Source organism: Kocuria sp. CPCC 205235 (assembly GCF_040980905.1).
In the GTDB taxonomy this organism is placed as follows: domain Bacteria; phylum Actinomycetota; class Actinomycetes; order Actinomycetales; family Micrococcaceae; genus Kocuria; species Kocuria carniphila.
This window is the reverse complement of the sequence record NZ_JAVKPR010000021.1, coordinates 1-18,223: the sequence shown is the minus strand read 5'-3', so window position 1 is coordinate 18,223 and position 18,223 is coordinate 1. Positions and strand designations below refer to the sequence as shown.

Here is an 18,223-nt window from a genome sequence, read left to right as displayed (position 1 = left end):
TGCCGTTGAACCTCCCTGACCCCGCAGGTTACTGCTAGTGGTGATGAACGGTGTACAGACGAGTTTCTACACCGCCACGGATCAGTAGAACGGCTGACCGGTACGGCGAACCCAGAGCTGACGCTGCACCTTTTCTCCGAGGTTGGCCCACGCCGCGTACTTGGCTTTGTTCAGTGGCTGGTCCCACACGCCCACATAGTCCACGACCGTCTTGGTGAAACTCGTCTTGAACAACCCCAGACCGTAGTAGTGGTGCTCCTTGTTCTTGAGTTGGTCGCTGGGCGGCGTACCGCAGAAGTCGTACTGTTCGATCTCGAAGTCGTTCTTGAGATCCAGAATGGCCTGCCACTGAAGCAGGTGCGAATCACCGTACTGCTTGCGGCGCGGCTTGGAACCGCCGTCCTTGTAGGTGCCCTTGGAGCCGTACGCGATCACGTAGGCACCCACCGAGGGTTCGCCGTCCTCATAGGTGAAGTAGAGCCGACCTTGGCCGCGTTCGGCAAAATTGGTCCAGAAGGCGCGGTAGTACTCGTAGGAACGCAGGGTGACCTTTGCATGGCCCTGCCCCACGGTGTCCATGAGGGCGTACATGGCCCGCATGTTGTCCTCGGTGAGTTCCACCCGTTCGACCTCGCAGCCCTCGCGGGTGGCGCGGCGCACGGCATTACGGCCACGAGAGTGCAGCGACTTCAACAGCGCCTTCTCATCGGGGGTCGTGTCCAGCACGGCGGTGGAATCGTTGGGCTGGATCTCGAAGGATTTCACAAGGCCACAGCGGGCCAGCAGGCCGCTCGCGTAGTCCGAGGCCAGAATTTCGGGCTCGTACTTGATCGCGAAGACACCTTTGGCGGCGCCTGCCACGAATTTCTTGTTGGCCGCCACGATCCCGGGCATGTCATCGATCGACTCCACGTCCGGACCTTTAATCATGTACCAGATCTTGCCGAGACCGGGGACACGCTTTTCGAGAGCCAGGTTGTAACTGGGCTGCGAACCATCCGTGGGTTCGTACACCACGTGGCGCGGGGTCCACCCGTGGTCCTTCTTGACCTCCGCGAAGGCCTCGGACTGCAGCAGGTTGCCGCCGGAGGGATTGGCCGTGACGTGGGAGTCCCACGCGCGAATTTCTTCGTCAGTGGCAAAGCGTGCGGTGAATTCTCGCAAGGCTCTCTCAATCCTGGTTCGGTACCGGTAGCTCGGTGGACCTGAGGCGACGCCGCTGGTCGCGACGCCGCCTCAGGAGGAATCTCCGACCCACATTCTAGGTCAGTTTCCGATCTTACTTGTCGGCAGGGTCCACGTGCCCGTCGGTCTCATCCGGGCTCGTAGTCGTGTGCTGGGCACCGGGCTCGGTACCGGGTTGACCCTCGGCGCGTTTGGTATCTCCCACATTGCTGGACCGGCGATCGTCCTGTCTCGAGGCGGTCCCGGTCAATTCGTGGTCGGCCAATCGAGGGGCAGTGCCATGCCGAGGCTCAGGCGTGACGTCCGAACCCATTGCGGAGGATCCTTGTGCCACGGTTGCCAGTTCCGGTTCGCGACGCACCGTGGTCTCCCCTTCGTGAGTGAACTCGGTGCGATCGTTGTACACATACTTGCCAGGGTGACCCGGGGTGAAGCTGTCAGCGCTGGCGTAGTCCCAGTCCTCGCCCCAGCCGCCTTCTACACCTTCGAACAGTTCACCGCGATCCAGCCAACGGTAGAGCGACTCGTAGGAAACGCTCTCGGTTGCGGTAATGCGACGGCGCAGCATCTGGCGCGTCATCTGTTCCGGGCTCTCGCAACCCATGGTGGCGATGATCTGTCCGGCCTCTTCAACGGTCAAGCGGTGGTAGCGCTCCACACGATCGCCCTTGGAATCGACGTCCAGGGCACGGTACAACTTGGGATCCTGAGTGGCCACGCCCACGGGGCAGGTGTTGGTGTGGCACTTCTGAGCCTGGATACAGCCAACGGCCATCATCATGGCGCGAGCGCTCATGCAGAAGTCCGCGCCCTGAATGATGTGGCGCACGATGTCGTGACCCGAGATGATCTTGCCGGCCGCACCGATCTTGATGCGGTCACGCAGCCCGGTGCCCACCAGTGCATTGTGGAGCAGGATGATGCCCTCGACCAGCGGGGTACCCACATGGTCCTGGTACTCCAGAGGTGCCGCACCGGTGCCGCCCTCGGAACCGTCCACGATGATGAAGTCGGGGGTGATCTTCTCCTCGATCATGGCCTTACAGATGGCCAGGATTTCCACGCGGGAGCCGATGCACAGCTTGAAGCCAATGGGCTTACCATTCGAGAGTTCACGCAACTGGCCGATGAAGCGAACCAGTTCGCGTGGCGTGGTGAATGCGGAGTGGCTGGCCGGAGAAATACAGGTCTCGCCAACCGGTACGCCGCGGGCCTCGGCGATCTCTTCAGTGACCTTGTTTCCCGGGAGAACACCGCCCAGACCGGGCTTGGCACCCTGCGACAGCTTCACGGTGATGGCCTTGACCTGTTCCAGGTTGGATTTCTCCCGGAACTTCTCGGGGTCGAACTGGCCGTCCTTGTCACGGGTTCCGAAATATCCCGAGCCGAACTCCCACATGAGATCTGCGTTGTAGGCACGGTGGTACTTGGTCAGGCCACCCTCACCGGTGTCGTGCGCGAACCCGCCCTGTGCCGCACCCTTGTTCATGGCCAGTACCGCGTTCTTGGACAGTGAACCGAAACTCATGGCCGAAATATTGAGCAGCGAAGCGTCATAGGGCTGCGTGCAGTCCGGGCCGCCCAATCGGACACGGTGACCCAGATCAGGTACCGCTTTGGGTGCGATGGACTGGATGAAGTATTCGTAGCCGGGCTGATTGACGTTGAGCTCGGTACCGAAGGCCTTGTCACCCTTGAAACCCTTGGCACGCGAGTAGATCAAAGAACGCTGATCGCGGCTGAACGGCTTACCGTCCCAGTTGCGCTCGATAAAGTACTGCTGAATCTCCGGGCGGATCTCCTCCAGGAAATAGCGCGCGTGTCCGAGCACCGGGAAGTTTCGGAGGATCGAGTGCCGGGTTTGCACGGCGTCTCGAATACCGAGCAGTAGCAGCAGGATGAAGATGACAGCGGGGATCCACCATCCCCAGGGACCGAGTATTGCGGCCGTGACCGTAGCGATTGCCGCCACGATCAGGGCAGCCAAAATGAGAATTCGCACCATGCCATCACCGTACTCCCGAAACGGTGACAGCGGGCGACATGACCCCCTGTATGACATATCGGACACCACGCAGTGTGGTGTCCGATATGTCACTTTTCAGGCGGTGAGATGAATGAAATCACTATTCCGCATCATGATCGGTCTCGATGATGGAGACCAGGTGGTCCAGGGCTTCGTCGGCGCCGTCGCCGTCTGCGGCCAAAATCACCTTGTCTCCGTGGGCCGCGCCCAGGGACATCAGGGACAGTACCGACGCGGCATCCATCCCGTCCTCGGCGCCTTCGCCGTCGGACCGGATGGTGATCTCCAGGTTTTCGTACTCACCGGCGGCTTCCGCGAAGATCGCTGCTGGTCGTGCGTGCAGCCCCACTCGCGAGGCCACGGTTGCGGTGCGTTCTGCCATTGCAACTCCTCTGTGTTGTCGCCTGTCCGATTCGGGGCCCGGACAAGACGTGCTTCCATTGTGTTCCGTGCCACCCGGGTCTGTCCCCAGGCGCACCGAGTGTTTCGCTCAGAGTCCGAGCTCCTCCAGCACGGGCAGTTGGGCACGGACCGTATCGCGGGCCTCCTGGGCGCTCGTGGAGTCCAACGCGGTCTGCGCCACGGTACGAGCCTGTTCCGGATCGACCCGGGACAGCACTGCAGCCACGGCCGCCAGCGAGCGCGGGCTCATGGACAGGGTGTCCACACCCAGCCCCACCAGCACCACTGCCAGAGCAGGGTCCGCGGCGGCCTCACCGCACACGCCCACGTTCTTGTGCATTCCCGAGGTCGACGACGCCGCGTGCGCACCCGCCGCCGTACGCTCGATCATGCGCAGCACGGCCGGCTGCCAGGGCGAGTTGAGTTCGGCCAGGGAACCGAGCATGCGGTCGGCGGCCATCGTGTACTGGGTCAGGTCGTTGGTGCCCAGGGACACGAAGTCCACGCGGTCCAGGATTTGTTCCGCGGTGATCGCAGCGGCCGGGGTCTCGACCATGACTCCGGACACCTTCAGCCCCGCAGCATGGACGAGACCGGCAAAGTGTTCGGCCTCTCCCGCTGTGGAGATCATGGGTGCCATAACCCACACGTTTGCCTCGGTCTGATCCGCGGCGGCGGCTATCGCTTGCAGCTGGCGCGCCAGCACACCCGGAGTGGTCCAGTCCGTACGGTAGCCACGCACACCCAGCGCGGGGTTCGGCTCGGTGGTGTCCGTGAGGAACGGTAGGGGTTTGTCCGCCCCGGCGTCCAATGTACGCACCACGATCTTGTCGGAACCGAAGGCTTTGAAGATCTCGATGTAGGCCTCGGTCTGCTCCTCGACCGTGGGTTCGGTGTCCCGCCCCAGGAAGCAGAATTCCGTACGCAACAACCCCACGCCCTGCGCGCCGGCCGCGGCCGCCGCCTGAGCGTCGTCGGCGGTGCCCACGTTGGCGAGCAATGCGACCTCGGTGCCGTCAGCGAGCGCGCCGCGACCGTCGAAATTCGCCAGCTGCTCCGAGGCTTCATGCCACGCGGCGACCGCTTGCTCGTGCTCGGCACCGGGGTGGGTCACCACAGATCCTGCAGAGCCGTCCACGAACACTGAGGTTCCGGACTCGATGTCGGTCACACCGTTTGCGGCAACCACGGCGGGCAATCCGAGGTTCCGGGCCAGGATCGCGGTGTGCGATTGCGGCCCGCCGGAGGACGTGACCAGGGCGACCACGGTGTCCGGGTCGAGCACCGCGGTGTCCGCGGGAGCGAGGTCCTCCGCCGCCAGCACGAATGGTTCGACACGCTGGGGAACCCCCGGAGCGGGCATGCCGCGCAGCTCGGCCACGATGCGGGCCCGGACGTCCTCAATGTCCGCGGCGCGTTCGGCCATGTAACCGCCCATGGTGCGCATCTGGTCGGCATATCCGGTGGCGGCGTCCCACAGTGCGCGTTCCGGGCTCAGGGACTGGTTGCGCACCAGCTTGACCGCGTTCTTGATCAAGGCCTTGTCGCCCGCCATGAGTGAGGTGGCTTTGAGCACCTCGGCGGCGGCCTCGGAGCGAGCGCGCTCGGCACGCTCCTTCAGCTCGGCCTTCACCGCTGTGGCAGCGTCATTCAGACGTTCGACGGCGCCGTCGATCTCCTCCACGAGCGGGTCGCCTTCCGGGGGCGCCGCGACGGGAGGTGCCATGGGAATCAGCGGAGCGATCACCCGGCCGGGGCTCACACCCACACCCGTGTAGCGCAACTGAACGGCGTTGATTTCTGACTGTGTATGTTCCATGTCGTTCACACCCTTAGGCGTTGACGGGAGCTGGTTCGGCAACGGTCGCCTCGGCCACGCGCTTCTGCGCATTGCCGATGTGCTTGAGAGCGACCACGGTCACGGCGGTGATCACGGTGCCGACCAGGATGGACAGGATGAACCAGATGGGCCCGCCAATGGTGGGGATGACCCAGATCCCTCCGTGCGGCGCCACCGAGGTGACACCGAAGGCCATGCTCATGGCACCGGTCACCACACCGCCGAGCATCGAGGCGGGCAGTACGCGCAGCGGGTCCGCCGCGGCGAAGGGAATGGCGCCCTCGGAGATGAACGATGCGCCGAGCAGCCACGAAGCCTTTCCGTTCTCACGCTCCTGCGCCGTGAAGTACTTGCGGCCCAGAACCGTGGAGGCCAGGGCCATACCCAGCGGAGGAACCATGCCCGCCGCAATCACGGCCGCCATGATTTCCTGCGGGGCGGTATTCGCCACAGTCGCAGCACCCAGGCCTGCAGCCGCGAACGAGTACGCGACCTTGTTGATGGGGCCACCCAGGTCAGCGCACATCATCAGTCCGAGCACGGCTCCCAGAGCCATGGCGGAAGCACCGCTCATGCCGGTCAACAGGCCGGTCAGCCATTCCATGAACAGGGCAATGGGGCCGCCGATCAGGAAGAACATCAGACCGCCGGCGAACAGCGTGGCCAACAGCGGAATGATCACCACGGGCATGAGTGATCCGAGCCAACGGGGCAACCGCGGGAGCGTGAGCCAGTAAGCGCACAGACCGGCGAGCAAACCACCCACAATGCCTCCGAGGAAGCCCGCGCCCATGAAATTGGCTACCAGACCCACCGTGAAGCCCGGTGCGATACCGGGTCGATCGGCCAGGCCGTAGGCGATGTACGCCGCGAGCGCCGGGACCAGCAAACTCATTGAGAGACTGCCGATCTTGAACAGTACAGCCGCAATGTAGGCACCCAAGCTCACGTCACCCAGGTTTCCCAGACTTGCGGTCGTCAGGATCTCGTCCGCAGTCACGGGAACTGCCTGCGCGTCGCCGATCATGAAGGCAATGGCCATGAGCAGACCGCCCGCCGCCACGAACGGGATCATGTAACTGACACCGGTCATCACGGCCTTGCGGATGCGGGTTCCCCAGCCTTCTGCGGCGTCGGAGGTCTGGCTCGCATCTGCCGGGTCACCGCTGACTCGCTTGGCGTCCGGGTTGTCGGCGGCGGCCAGAGCCTCATCAATCATTTCGCGGGGTTCGTCGATGCCACGCTTCACAGCGGAAGCGATATAGGGCAATCCTGCGAACCGGGAGCGTTCACGAACGTCCACGTCCGTGGCGAAAATGACGGCTTCCGCATTGCGGATCACCGACGGATCCAGGCGGGTGGCGCCCGCTGAACCCTGGGTTTCGACCTGGAGGTCGACGCCCATTTCATCCGCGGTGTTCTTGAGCGAATCAGCCGCCATGTACGTGTGAGCGATACCCGTGGGGCACGCGGTCACGGCCACCAACCGACGAGCGCCGGAAGCGGCCGCACCCGGTGCACCGTCCGCCGCGGCAACGGTATTCGGGCCGGCCACCGCAGCCGCAGCCGCCGTGGAACCAGCGCTCGTCACGTTACCGGCGCCGTTCTGGGCGCCGTCGGTGGTGGTATCACTCGGGGTCGCGGCGGGTGCCGCCGCAACGCCACCGGTCGGATTGGCGTCGGCGGGTGTTCCCAGGCCAAGAGCATCATCCACGAGCTCGACAACGCGCTCGGGCGTCTCGGCTTCGCGCAGCGAGGCCACAAAGGGCTTTTTCATGAGCGAGCGCGCGAGCTTGGACAGCAGCTTGAGGTGGGCCTGGTCAGCGCCGGCCGGTGCTGCAATGAAGAAGAGGATGTCCGCGGGGCCGTCCTTGGCGCCGAAATCGACCGGCGGGTGCAGCCGCGCCATGACCAGCGTGGCTTCCGTAACGGCCTCGGAACGGCAGTGCGGGATGCCGATACCACCCGGGATACCGGTGGCGTTCTTGGCTTCGCGGGCCAGTGCGTCTGCGGCCAGTGCGTCCGCGTTCTCCGCTCGGCCTTCGCGATGAACGGTGCTCGCGAGTTCGCGAATCACTTCTTCCGTGGTGTTGCCCAGGTCCTGGTCCAACAGGACCAATCTGGGGTTGATGAGATCCGACATGGGTGCTCCTTGTGGTGTACGCGTGGTGCGTAGGTGGGCCGGCCCGGCCCGAGGGCCAGCTACAAGGCCGTTACGGTCACGGCTTGCGGTGTGGTGTTGTCGATCGAGGGCATTTGGGTTCCGGGCAAAGCTGCCGCGGCGGATCCGTGGGCCACGGCCTGGCGCAGGCAGTCCTCCGGCGATTCGCCTCGGACGTCGGCGATCAGGTACCCCGTCAGGGCGCTGTCGCCGGCGCCCACGGTGGAATTCACGGTCACGGGTTCGTGCACGGCGTGCCACGCACCGTCCCGGGTCACCAAGACCGCGCCATGCCCGCCCAGGGTGCACAGCACTGCGCCCACTCCACGCTCGATCAGGGCACGAGCCGCCGACGCCGCCGCGGCCGGGTCCGCTTCGAGGGTTTCGCCGTCCGTGCGGTCCAGTAATTCGGCGAGTTCCTCCCCGTTGGGTTTGATGATGTCCGGCTGTGAATCCACCGTTTCGGACACCGACTCGGCCAGGGGCCGGCCGGACGTGTCCACGGCAATGCGCGGTGCCGCGCTTCCCAGTGCCGCCCGAACGCGGTTGATGATGTGTGCGTAGATATTGGGGGCGGGCCCGGGAGGGACCGAACCGGCAAGGACGAGCCACTGGGCGCCCGCTCCGCGCGCGATGAGCTGGTCGATGATCCGTTCCACGGTGTCGGAGTCCAGTTCGGGACCGGGTTCATTGATCTTGGTCGTGGTGCCGCCCGGTTCCGTCACGGTGATGTTGGAACGCAGCGGTGCGCCCACGGAGACGGATTCGTACCGCACGCCTGCCTCTTCGAGCCCTTGTAATAAGGGGTCGTTATTGTCCCCCGGGACCACGGCCAAGGTGGGCTCGCCGCTGAGTTGCAGCGCGCGGGAGATGTTCACCCCCTTGCCACCGGGGTCCTGTCTGGTTCGTTCGGCGCGTTGCACCTGGCCACGCTGCAAGGGTGCGGCGAGTTCCACGGTGCGGTCGACGGACGGATTGAGTGTCACGGTGACGATCACGCGACAATCACCTCCACATTGGCTTCTTCGAGGGCACGGGAGAGCTCTGCCCCCGGTGCCCGATCGGTGATGAGAGTGTCGATTTCGGGCAGGGAACAGAACTTCATGAGGGTTTCCCGGTCCTGCTTGCTGTGGTCGCACATGGCCACCACTCGGCGAGCGCCTCGGACGATCGCGGTTTTCACCACGGCCTCAATGGGATCCGGGGTGGAGAGTCCGAACTGCGCGTGGATGCCGTTGCAGCCCACGAACGCGATATCCGGGCGGAGCTGCTCGTAATGTTGGCTGGCCCGAGCACCGGTAGCGGCCCAGGTGAGCTTTCGAATTCGACCACCCACCAACTCCAGGCCGATGCCGTCCGTATCCGCGAGCTTGGCGGCAATGTGCAATGCGTGAGTGATGATCAGCCGTTCCTGACCGTCCTGCAAGCCGTTGTCACGATGCAGCAACAGGTCGGCCAGCATCTCCACCGTGGAACCGGCATCCAGGACCACCGCGCCCGCACCCGAATCGACCAGGACGTCGAGCGCGGCCGCGGCGATCCGCCGCTTCTCGTCGGCGTTGATGCGCTGCCGCGAGTCAATCCCCTGTTCCCCGCTGGTGGATTGATCGGCTGACACCGCACCGCCGTGAACGCGTCGCAGCTTCCCGGATTTTTCGAGCACCGCCAAATCGCGGCGCACGGTTTCCATGGTCACGGAGAACCGCTTGGCCAACTCTGCACCGTTGACACGGCGGGACTGGGCCACGAGTCGGGCGATTTCTTCTTGACGTTCCTCAGCGAACATATGCACCTCACGGTTGGGGGCTGCGACAGTGGTTCCCCTCACTGTGATGTGAGTTTATGTGTGTTTGTGTGGTTTTACTAGCCCCTAGGCTGCACCGATTGCCATAAGTCCCAATAAGACAACATTGAGCGCGACCACGATCCCGGAGCTGGCCCAACCGAACCCCGAGAGCAACGGACCGTTCGTGAATTGCCCGAGCAGGCGGCGTCGCCCGGTGAACCACACGAGCGGAATCAAGGCAAAGGCGATGCCGAAGCTCAGCACCACTTGGCTCCCCACGAGCGCCGCCGTGGGCTCGACTCCGACCGCGAGCAGTACTACGGCGGGAATCATGGTGAACACCCGGCGCGCGAACAGCGGGATCCGACGATGCAACAACCCCGCCGTCACCACGTCCCCGGCGTAGGAACCCACCGCGGTGGAGGCCAATCCTGAGGCCAACAGACCAATGGCGAAGACGATGCCCACCGCCGGACCGAGCGCCTCCGCAATGGCCGCGTGCGCGCCTTCGATAGTGTCGGTACCGTCCACGCCGTAGAGGTTGCGCGCCGCCAACAACAACATGCCCATGTTGACGGACCCGGCGACGATCAGTGCGATCACCACGTCGACTCGCGTGGCCCGCAACAGGTACTGGGTGTGCCGAACCCCATGTGCACCACCGTGCCGGTCACGGGACAGCGCGGAGTGCAGGTAGATCGCGTGCGGCATGACCGTGGCACCCAACATGCTCGCCGCCAGCACCAGAGACTGCGAACCCTGCAAGCGCGGCACCACACCGCCCAGCACACCGGCGGGCTCGGGCGGTGCTACGACCAGCCCCGCCAGGAAACCCGCGGTGATAATGCCCAGCATGGACAGGATGACGGTTTCGAAGATCCGCTGGCCCCGCCGGTTCTGAACGGACAGCACAGCCATCGAGATCACGGCCACGATCACGCCACCCAGGGGCAGCGGAACGCCGAACAGCAGCCACAGTGCGAGGGCGCCACCAATCACCTCGGCCACGTCAGTGGCCACGGCCATCAATTCGGCCTGCACCCAATAGGCGATACGCGCCCTACGGGGTAGCGACTCCCCCACCACCTCGGGAAGGGACTTGCCCGTGACGATGCCCAGCTTGGCCGAGAGGTACTGGATGACCATGGCCATCACGTTGGCAATCACGAGGACCCACACGAGCAGATAGCCGAAACTCGCCCCAGCGCTCACATTGGCTGCCACATTGCCCGGGTCCACATAGGCGATGGCCGCCACGAATGCCGGCCCCAGTGCCGTGATGATGCCGCGAGTGGCGGGACGGTTCTCGACCCGGGTCCTGCGGTTGAGCACGGTGCCTCCTGGTGCTGCAGTTCAAAGTTTCGGTATACCGAAACTTTAGCTCGTTTGGGTGTCTGAGCCCAGGCGTATCCTGTTTCACATAGCCGAGCGTCGCTCGCTAGGAACACAGTCAGGACCCCGCATGCTGTTGCGTTTGTTGCGCACCTATTCCCGCGCCTACCGGCCCTGGATCATCGCCGTACTCATCTTCCAGTTGGCTTCGACCATCGCCACGCTCTATCTGCCGAGTCTCAACGCCCGGATCATTGACCAGGGCGTGGCCCGCGGAGACACCGATTACATCTGGCGTACCGGTGCCGTGATGTTGGGCGTCGCTTTCGTTCAGGTCATTGCTGCGGTGATCGCCGTCTATTGCGGTTCCCGCACGGCCATGGGCCTGGGCCGCGATGTGCGCCGTTCGGTGTACCGCCAGGTTGGATCCTTCAGCGCTCGCGAAGTGGGGAAGTTCGGCGCTCCCACGTTGATTACCCGCAACACCAATGACGTCCAGCAGATCCAGATGCTCACGCTCATGGGACTCAACTTCATGGTCATGGCACCCATCATGTGCGTGGGTGGCATTGTGATGGCCCTGCGTGAGGACCCGGGGCTGTCCTGGCTCGTGTGGGTGTCCATTCCCGTCATGGGTGTGCTGTTGGGCATCATCGTGGCCAAACTGATGCCGTGGTTCCGCATCATGCAGGACCGCATCGACGGCATCAACGGGGTACTCCGCGAGCAGATCACCGGCATCCGCGTGATTCGGGCGTTCGTCAAGGAACGTCACGAGACCGAGCGTTTCGCTCGCGCCAATCAGCAACTCACGGACATCTCCGTGCAGATCGGCTCGCTGTTCGTGCTCATGTTCCCCATCATCAACATGATCATGCACATCGCCACGGCCGCCGTACTGTGGTTCGGCGGACAACGGGTGGACCAGGGGCTCATCGAGGTGGGTGCGCTCACCGCGTTCCTGCAGTACCTGTTGCAGATCCTCGTGGCCGTCATGATGGGCACGTTCATGATGATGATGGTCCCCCGAGCAGTGGTCTGTGCCGAACGTATCACCGAGGTCTTGAGTACCGAACCCACCATGCACCCGCCCGCTCACCCTATGGACCCCGCGTCCCATGACGGCACTCTCGAGTTCCATGACGTCACGTTCCAGTACCCCGGCGCCGAAGCCCCCGTGCTGGATCGCATTAGTTTCTCGGCCGTACCAGGTCAGACCCTGGCCATCATCGGTGCAACCGGTTCCGGCAAGTCATCACTCGTGAACCTGATCCCGCGGCTGTTCGACCCCGTCGCGGGAAAGGTGACCTTGGACGGCGTCGCCCTCACCGAATACCCGCCGCAGGAACTGGCCTCGAGTGTCGGTCTCGTACCGCAGAAGCCCTTCCTCTTCTCCGGCACCATTGCGTCCAACCTGCGCTTCGGCCGCCAGGAGGCCACCGATGACGAACTGTGGGAAGCGCTCGCGGTGGCTCAGGCGGACGAGTTCGTGAGAGAAAAACCAGAGGGTTTGAACTCTCCCATTTCACAGGGCGGCACGAACGTCTCGGGAGGTCAGCGGCAGCGGCTGTGCATTGCGCGCGCCATTGTGACCGCCCCCCGCGTGTACGTCTTCGACGACTCGTTCTCGGCGCTGGACGTCACCACGGACGCTAAATTGCGCGAGGCCCTGCGGCCCGTCACCCGGCAGTCCACGGTGGTGACCGTGGCTCAGCGTGTCTCCACGATCACCGGGGCGGACCAGATCCTGGTTCTCGAGCACGGGCGGATCACCGCCCGGGGCACGCACCGGGAACTGCTGGACTCCAGCGACACCTATTGCGAAATCGTCGAGTCTCAGCTCAGCGCTGAGCAGAGCACCGGGGGTCGGTCATGAGCTACGAAGTGGAAGAGCCCGTCAAGAAGGCACGCCATTTCTGGCCCTCCGCCGTTCGCCTGGTCAAGCTTCTGTTCCCGCACAAGCTCGCCCTGACCGTCGTGTTCGCGGCGGTGGTCGTTTCAGTCGTCCTGAGCGTCTACGCACCACGCGTGCTGGGGCGCGCCATGGACGTGATCTTCGCCGGTGTGATCGGCCGGGAGCTACCCGAGGGAGTGGATAAAGCCCAAGTGGTCGACGGGCTGCGAGCGCAGGGCCAGGACACCTTGGCCGACATGATGTCCGCCATCACCCTGGTTCCGGGACAGGGCGTGGACTTCACCCTCCTGGGCACGCTGATCCTCACCGTGCTGGGCATGTACGCGATGGCGTCACTCCTCATGTGGTTGCAGGGCTACGTTCTCAACATCGTGGTGATGCGCGTGGTGTACAACCTGCGTGCCGAGGTGGAGCGGAAGATCAATGCTCTGCCCCTGAGCTACTTCGACTCCCGCCAGCGCGGTGACGTGATGTCCCGCGTGACCAACGACGTCGACAACATCCAGACCGCCCTGCAGCAGGCGTTCTCACAATTGGTGCAGAGCGTGCTCACGGTCATCGGCATCACCGTGATGATGTTCGTGGTGTCATGGCAGCTGGCACTGGTTGCGTTGATCGCCCTGCCCCTGTCCGCGGTGGCCGCGGGTTTCATCGGTACACGGTCCCAAAAACTGTTCACGCAGCAGTGGGAAGCGACCGGTCACCTCAACGGCCACATCGAGGAATCCTTCTCCGGTCACGAGCTGGTGCACGCCTACGGCAGGCAGCACGACATGGATGCCACGTTCGACGAACGCAACGAGAAGCTCTACAAGGCCTCGTTCGGTGCGCAGTTCATGTCGGGCACCATCATGCCGGTCATGCAGTTCATCTCGTACCTCTCCTATGTGGGCATTGCCGTGTTCGGTGGGCTGCGTGTTGCGACCGGTCAAATGACCCTCGGTGACGCGACAGCCTTCATCCAGTACTCGCGTGAGTTCACGCAGCCCCTGTCTCAGGTGGCCGGCATGGCCACCCAGTTGCAGTCGGGTGTGGCGTCTGCCGAGCGCACCTTCGAGTTGTTGGACGCGGACGAGCAAGATCCGGAGACCGCAACGCAGCACCTCCCGGCACGCTCCAGCGGTCACGTTCGTTTCGACAACGTGAGCTTCACCTACGACAAGCAGGCATTGGCGGACGGCGCACGCCCCTTGATCGAGGGTCTCTCGTTCCAGGCCCGGCCGGGTCACACCGTGGCGATCGTGGGTCACACGGGTGCCGGCAAGACCACCCTGGTGAACTTGATCCTGCGCTTCTACGAGATCGATGAAGGATGCATCACCCTGGACGGTATCGACATCCGGGATCTCAGCCGCGATGAGCTGCGGTCGCAGGTGGGCATGGTGCTCCAGGACGCCTGGTTGTTCTCCGGAACCATCATGGAGAACATTCGCTACGGCCGCCAGGACGCCACCGACGAGGAGGTCGTCGACGCCGCGAAGGCCACGTATGTGGACCGCTTCGTTCGTGCCCTCCCGGACGGCTACGACACCTTGATCGATGAAGAGGGCGGCAGCATCTCGGTCGGTGAGAAGCAACTGATCACCATTGCCCGCGCGTTCCTGTCGCAACCTTCGCTGCTGATCCTGGACGAAGCAACGTCGTCCGTGGACACACGGACCGAACTGCTGGTACAGCACGCAATGGCTGCGCTGCGTGCCCAGCGCACGTCCTTCGTGATCGCTCACCGCCTCTCCACCATCCGTGATGCGGACACCATCCTGGTGATGGAGTCCGGCAAGATCGTGGAGCAGGGCTCCCACGAAGAACTCATCGCCCTGGGTGGCCACTACGCAGATCTCTACGATTCACAGTTCAATGCACCCGAGGCGCCCGTTGACACTCCGGAACTCTCCCCTGGTCAGGGACCCACCCAGGAAGCTCCCGCGGAGGGTCGCTAGTAATCAGCACCCTGCCCGTCTACCGTGGAAACTGACCGTACGCACCGCTAGAACGGATGATTCATGACTAATTTCGCCAATGTTGAACGTCGCCACTTGGCCGCTCTGCTACGCCGCGTGGGTCCCGACGCCCCCACCCTGTGCGAGGGCTGGAACGCGCGCGATCTGGCGGTCCACCTGGTGATTCGCGATGGCCGACCCGACGCCGCCGTGGGTATTTTCGCGCCCAAGCTTCCGGTGCTGGGTTCCCATTTCAAGACCGTCGAGAACAAGTACAACGACATGCCTTGGGAAGAGCTGGTCGACCTGGTGGAGCGCCCGCCGCTGCACTCCCCCGCACGCTGGTCCCCAGTGGACAAGCGCATGAACACCGGTGAATTCTTCGTCCACCACGAGGACGTGCGCCGTGCCCAGCCGCAGTGGCACGCCCGCCAACTGCTCCACGACGAGCAGAAAGACCTTTGGAACATCCTCAAGCTTATGGGCCCCGCCATGTTGCGTAAGGAGTCCAACTCCGTGGTGTTGTTGGCCAATGGTTTCGGTGCCGTCCGCGGTGGCAAGCGCTCCGCGCGCCACGTGGACCTGGTTCGCGGCGAGCCGTCCGAGTTGCTGCTGTGGGCCTTCGGCCGCCAGAAACAGGCGGACGTGGACATCACCCAGGAGTAACGCACTCCACCGTCACGATCCCTGTGCTGGGGAAACGCTGATGGCATAGCGAAAGGCCGGCACTGCGATTGCGCAGTGCCGGCCTTTTGTCGCTCAGCCCAAGCTCGATCGGGCTAGGCGACGGTGGGCGCTTTGCGGGAACCGAGTTCGCCATCCAAACGAAGCAGACCCGGACCGTCGTTGTGGACCAGACGCACCTGATCGCAGATACCCTCGACGGTAGCTTCTTCCTCGACCTGTTCGCTGATGAACCAGTGAAGCAGCGGCATGGAGTCGATGTCTCCTTCTTCCTGCGCCAAGCGGTACAGGTTACGGATGGACTCGGAGACCTTGCGTTCGTGGTTCAGCGCGGATTCGAAGCAGCCCAGAACGGATTTGTCCTGGATGTCGGGTCCGGCCATGTCACCGATCTGCGGGTCTCCACCGCGGTCGACCATGTGGTCGATGAACTTCTCGGCGTGCGTGATTTCCTCGGCGGCCTGGGCTCGGAACCACTTGGCGAATCCGGGCAGGCTGGCAACGTCCATTTCAATGGCAAGCTGGCGGTACACAACCGTGGCCTGCAGCTCCATGGTGATCTGGTCATTAATGGCTTCGGCAAGTTTTCCCTTGATTTCCATGATTGATATGAAACCACGTTTGAGTGTCGCCCGATAGTGAGTAATTCCTAACTAAGTACGGGCGTCCTTAGTGGTTCAGCTCTCCCGACCATCGGGACACGGTTCGTCCGTCAGGGAGTTGTCCAGTAATATGGAGCGGTCCCAGCACCGCGCCATCACGCACGGCGACGGGCACGCCCCCTTAGCTCAGATGGCCAGAGCATCTGTCTTGTAAACAGAGGGTCGCCGGTTCGAATCCGGCAGGGGGCTCCACCACCGAACTGCCCGGGTGCTCGTCTCAGCATCCGGGCAGTACTTTTCTCCGGGACGGCCACCCGGTAAACCGCTTACATGAGCTTCTACTCCCACGGACACTCCCCCTCGGTCCTGGCATCTCACGGCACGAGGTCGGCCGCGGATTCCGCCGCGTATCTCGTGCCCGAGTTGTCCCCGGGGATGTCCCTGCTCGACATCGGCTGCGGACCCGGCTCCATCACCTTGGACCTCGCGGAACTGGTTGCGCCGGGGCCGGTGGTCGGCACCGACCAGTCACCAGCTGCCGTTAATTCCGCCGCCGACGCCGCTCGCGCGCGGCACTCGTCCAACGTCACCTTCATGACCGCCGACGTCTACGCCCTGCCCTTCGAGGACGAGAGCTTTGACGTGGTACACGCCCACCAGGTGCTCCAACACCTGCCGGATCCTGTGCTGGCCCTCCGAGAAATGTCCCACGTGTGCAGACCTGACGGCGTGATGGCGGTGCGGGATGCGGACTACGCGTCCATGGCCTGGTTCCCGGAATCCCCCGGTTTGAGCAGGTGGCTGGAGATTTACCGAGCCATGGCCCGAGCCAACCACGGCGAGCCCGATGCCGGGCGGCACCTCAAATCCTGGGCCCGCAAAGCTGGCCTGCGGGAAGTGCGGGTCACTGCGTCGTCGTGGTGTTATGCCACGGAGGAGGGAACCCGTTGGTGGGGTGACTCGTGGGCGGCACGGGTACGAGCGTCGTCGTACGGGAGCAGAGCCGTGGAACTCGGCTTAAGCACGCCCGCTGAACTCGACGAAATATCTGAGGCCTGGGAAAGCTGGGCGGGAGAGCCGGACGCGTGGTTCGCGATGCTGCACACCGAGATCCTGGCGCGCCCGGCCCTTCCCACAGCTAAGTAAGCGCGCGACCTACTGGTACTTGATCACCACGCGACCGTCGATCTTGGCGTGGTGCATTTCGTCGAAGATCTGGTTGATCTCGCCGAGTTCACGGGTGTGGAACGTGGGATGGATCAGGCCGCGGGCGTAGAAGTCCAGGGCCTCCTCCATGTCCTTACGAGTGCCCACGATGGAACCGCGAATCGTGAGTCGTTTGAGCACGATGTCGAAGATCGGCGCGGGGAACTCTCCCGGTGGCAGGCCATTGAACACGATGGTTCCCTTGCGGCGAGTCATGCCGATCGCCTGCCCGAACGCATCCGGATGAACGGCCGTGACCAGCACGCCGTGGGCGCCACCGATCTCCTTCTGGATGGCTTCGGTCGGATCCGCAGCAAACGCGTTCACCGTGACCTCCGCACCGTGCTTCTTGGCGAGCGCGAGCTTGTCGTCCGCGACGTCCACCGCAGCGACCCGCATACCCATGGCCACGGCATATTGGACGGCCAGGTGGCCCAGACCACCGATGCCCGAGATCACGACCCATTCACCAGGGCGCACCTCGGTCTCCTTGAGCCCCTTGTACACGGTCACGCCGGCGCACAGCACCGGAGCCACCTCGTAGGGGTCCGCGCCCTCGGGAATCCGCGCGGCAAACTTGGCGTCCACCAGCATGTATTCGCCGAATGAACCGTTCGATGAGTACCCCGAGTTGGTTTGCTCCTCACACAGGGTCTCCCAGCCGGCCCGGCAGTACTGGCAGTTGCCGCACGAACTGCCCAGCCAGGCGTTGCCCACCAGGTCGCCCTCCTTGAGGTCATCCACCCCTTCGCCCACGGCGACCACGGTGCCGACACCCTCGTGTCCCGGGATCAGCGGGAGGGTGGGTTTCACGGGCCAGTCCCCCTGGGCCGCGTGGAGATCGGTGTGACACACACCGGATGCAATCAGTTTGACGAGCGCCTGCCCCGGACCCGGTTCAGGAACCTCTACGTCGTCGATAGTGAGTTCGTCACCGAAGTTGTGAACTACTGCTGCCTGAAATGTCGAGCTCATCCTCATGCTCCTTTGCACGGTGCCGTCGATGAAACCGCCTCAGCGGATTTTCAGTCTATAAGACCCGCATCACGGTCTCAACGGAACGACGAGACTCAGCTAAAAGGTCCGGGAACGGGAGCGGGTGCCTCACGTAAGAATGTCCGCGTAGTTCCCTGGGGTGATGAGC

General features: G+C 63.8%; 14 protein-coding genes and 1 tRNA gene. 5 read left to right on the top strand and 10 right to left on the bottom strand.

Features of this window, described 5'->3' with window-relative positions; all coding sequences use genetic code 11:
* Window positions 1-81 precede the first annotated feature (81 nt).
* From RF638_RS12825 to RF638_RS12790, 8 genes are all read right to left on the bottom strand, one after another.
* Entirely contained in the window at window positions 82-1,164 is a 1,083-nt protein-coding gene (locus RF638_RS12825) for a peptidoglycan bridge formation glycyltransferase FemA/FemB family protein (protein ID WP_095796932.1), read from the bottom strand.
* A 115-nt stretch (window positions 1,165-1,279) separates the two neighbouring features.
* Window positions 1,280-3,190 carry an FMN-binding glutamate synthase family protein gene (locus RF638_RS12820; protein WP_095796933.1) on the bottom strand — a complete coding sequence of 637 codons (1,911 nt, stop codon included), beginning with the start codon at window positions 3,188-3,190 and terminating at the stop codon, window positions 1,280-1,282.
* Between the two features lie 121 nt (window positions 3,191-3,311).
* Window positions 3,312-3,593, bottom strand: coding sequence for an HPr family phosphocarrier protein (locus tag RF638_RS12815; protein WP_095796934.1), 282 nt, complete (start codon window positions 3,591-3,593; stop codon window positions 3,312-3,314).
* 108 nt (window positions 3,594-3,701) lie between these two features.
* Complete coding sequence (gene ptsP, locus RF638_RS12810) at window positions 3,702-5,432, bottom strand: phosphoenolpyruvate--protein phosphotransferase (protein WP_129700356.1); 1,731 nt, start codon at window positions 5,430-5,432, stop codon at window positions 3,702-3,704.
* Window positions 5,433-5,445: 13 nt separating this feature from the next.
* Complete coding sequence (locus RF638_RS12805) at window positions 5,446-7,596, bottom strand: fructose-specific PTS transporter subunit EIIC (RefSeq protein ID WP_368842169.1); 2,151 nt, start codon at window positions 7,594-7,596, stop codon at window positions 5,446-5,448.
* A gap of 59 nt (window positions 7,597-7,655) precedes the next feature.
* On the bottom strand, window positions 7,656-8,612 hold the full coding sequence (locus RF638_RS12800) for a 1-phosphofructokinase family hexose kinase (protein WP_095796937.1): 957 nt from the start codon (window positions 8,610-8,612) through the stop codon (window positions 7,656-7,658).
* Window positions 8,609-9,400, bottom strand: coding sequence for a DeoR/GlpR family DNA-binding transcription regulator (locus tag RF638_RS12795; protein ID WP_129700484.1), 792 nt, complete (start codon window positions 9,398-9,400; stop codon window positions 8,609-8,611). Before RF638_RS12795 ends, RF638_RS12800 begins: the two co-directional genes overlap by 4 nt.
* Window positions 9,401-9,484: 84 nt before the next feature.
* Window positions 9,485-10,732, bottom strand: coding sequence for an Nramp family divalent metal transporter (locus RF638_RS12790; RefSeq protein ID WP_095796939.1), 1,248 nt, complete (start codon window positions 10,730-10,732; stop codon window positions 9,485-9,487).
* Window positions 10,733-10,862: 130 nt separating this feature from the next.
* Here RF638_RS12790 and RF638_RS12785 point away from each other — a divergent pair, with 130 nt between their 5' ends.
* The 3 genes from RF638_RS12785 (at window position 10,863) to RF638_RS12775 (ending at window position 15,253) form a co-directional block, all read left to right on the top strand.
* Window positions 10,863-12,608 (top strand): ABC transporter ATP-binding protein, encoded by a 1,746-nt coding sequence (locus RF638_RS12785; protein WP_259916412.1) that lies wholly within the window; start codon window positions 10,863-10,865, stop codon window positions 12,606-12,608.
* Complete coding sequence (locus RF638_RS12780) at window positions 12,605-14,587, top strand: ABC transporter ATP-binding protein (protein WP_259916410.1); 1,983 nt, start codon at window positions 12,605-12,607, stop codon at window positions 14,585-14,587. Before RF638_RS12785 ends, RF638_RS12780 begins: the two co-directional genes overlap by 4 nt.
* Window positions 14,588-14,650: 63 nt before the next feature.
* Window positions 14,651-15,253: a TIGR03085 family metal-binding protein gene (locus tag RF638_RS12775; RefSeq protein ID WP_315279073.1), complete on the top strand. Its 603-nt coding sequence runs from the start codon at window positions 14,651-14,653 to the stop codon at window positions 15,251-15,253.
* A gap of 113 nt (window positions 15,254-15,366) precedes the next feature.
* Here RF638_RS12775 and RF638_RS12770 read toward each other — a convergent pair whose 3' ends face one another.
* Window positions 15,367-15,873, bottom strand: a complete 507-nt coding sequence (locus RF638_RS12770; protein ID WP_368630791.1) for a ferritin — start codon at window positions 15,871-15,873, stop codon at window positions 15,367-15,369.
* Window positions 15,874-16,048: 175 nt separating this feature from the next.
* Between RF638_RS12770 and RF638_RS12765 the strand changes: the two genes are divergently transcribed.
* Together RF638_RS12765 and RF638_RS12760 are read left to right on the top strand one after the other, a co-directional pair.
* A tRNA-Thr gene (locus RF638_RS12765) sits at window positions 16,049-16,125 on the top strand.
* 78 nt (window positions 16,126-16,203) lie between these two features.
* Window positions 16,204-17,019, top strand: a complete 816-nt coding sequence (locus tag RF638_RS12760; protein ID WP_129700349.1) for a methyltransferase domain-containing protein — start codon at window positions 16,204-16,206, stop codon at window positions 17,017-17,019.
* A gap of 9 nt (window positions 17,020-17,028) precedes the next feature.
* Here the strand turns inward: RF638_RS12760 and adhP are convergent, their stop codons facing one another.
* Window positions 17,029-18,054, bottom strand: coding sequence for an alcohol dehydrogenase AdhP (adhP, locus tag RF638_RS12755; protein WP_129700347.1), 1,026 nt, complete (start codon window positions 18,052-18,054; stop codon window positions 17,029-17,031).
* Window positions 18,055-18,223 lie beyond the last annotated feature (169 nt).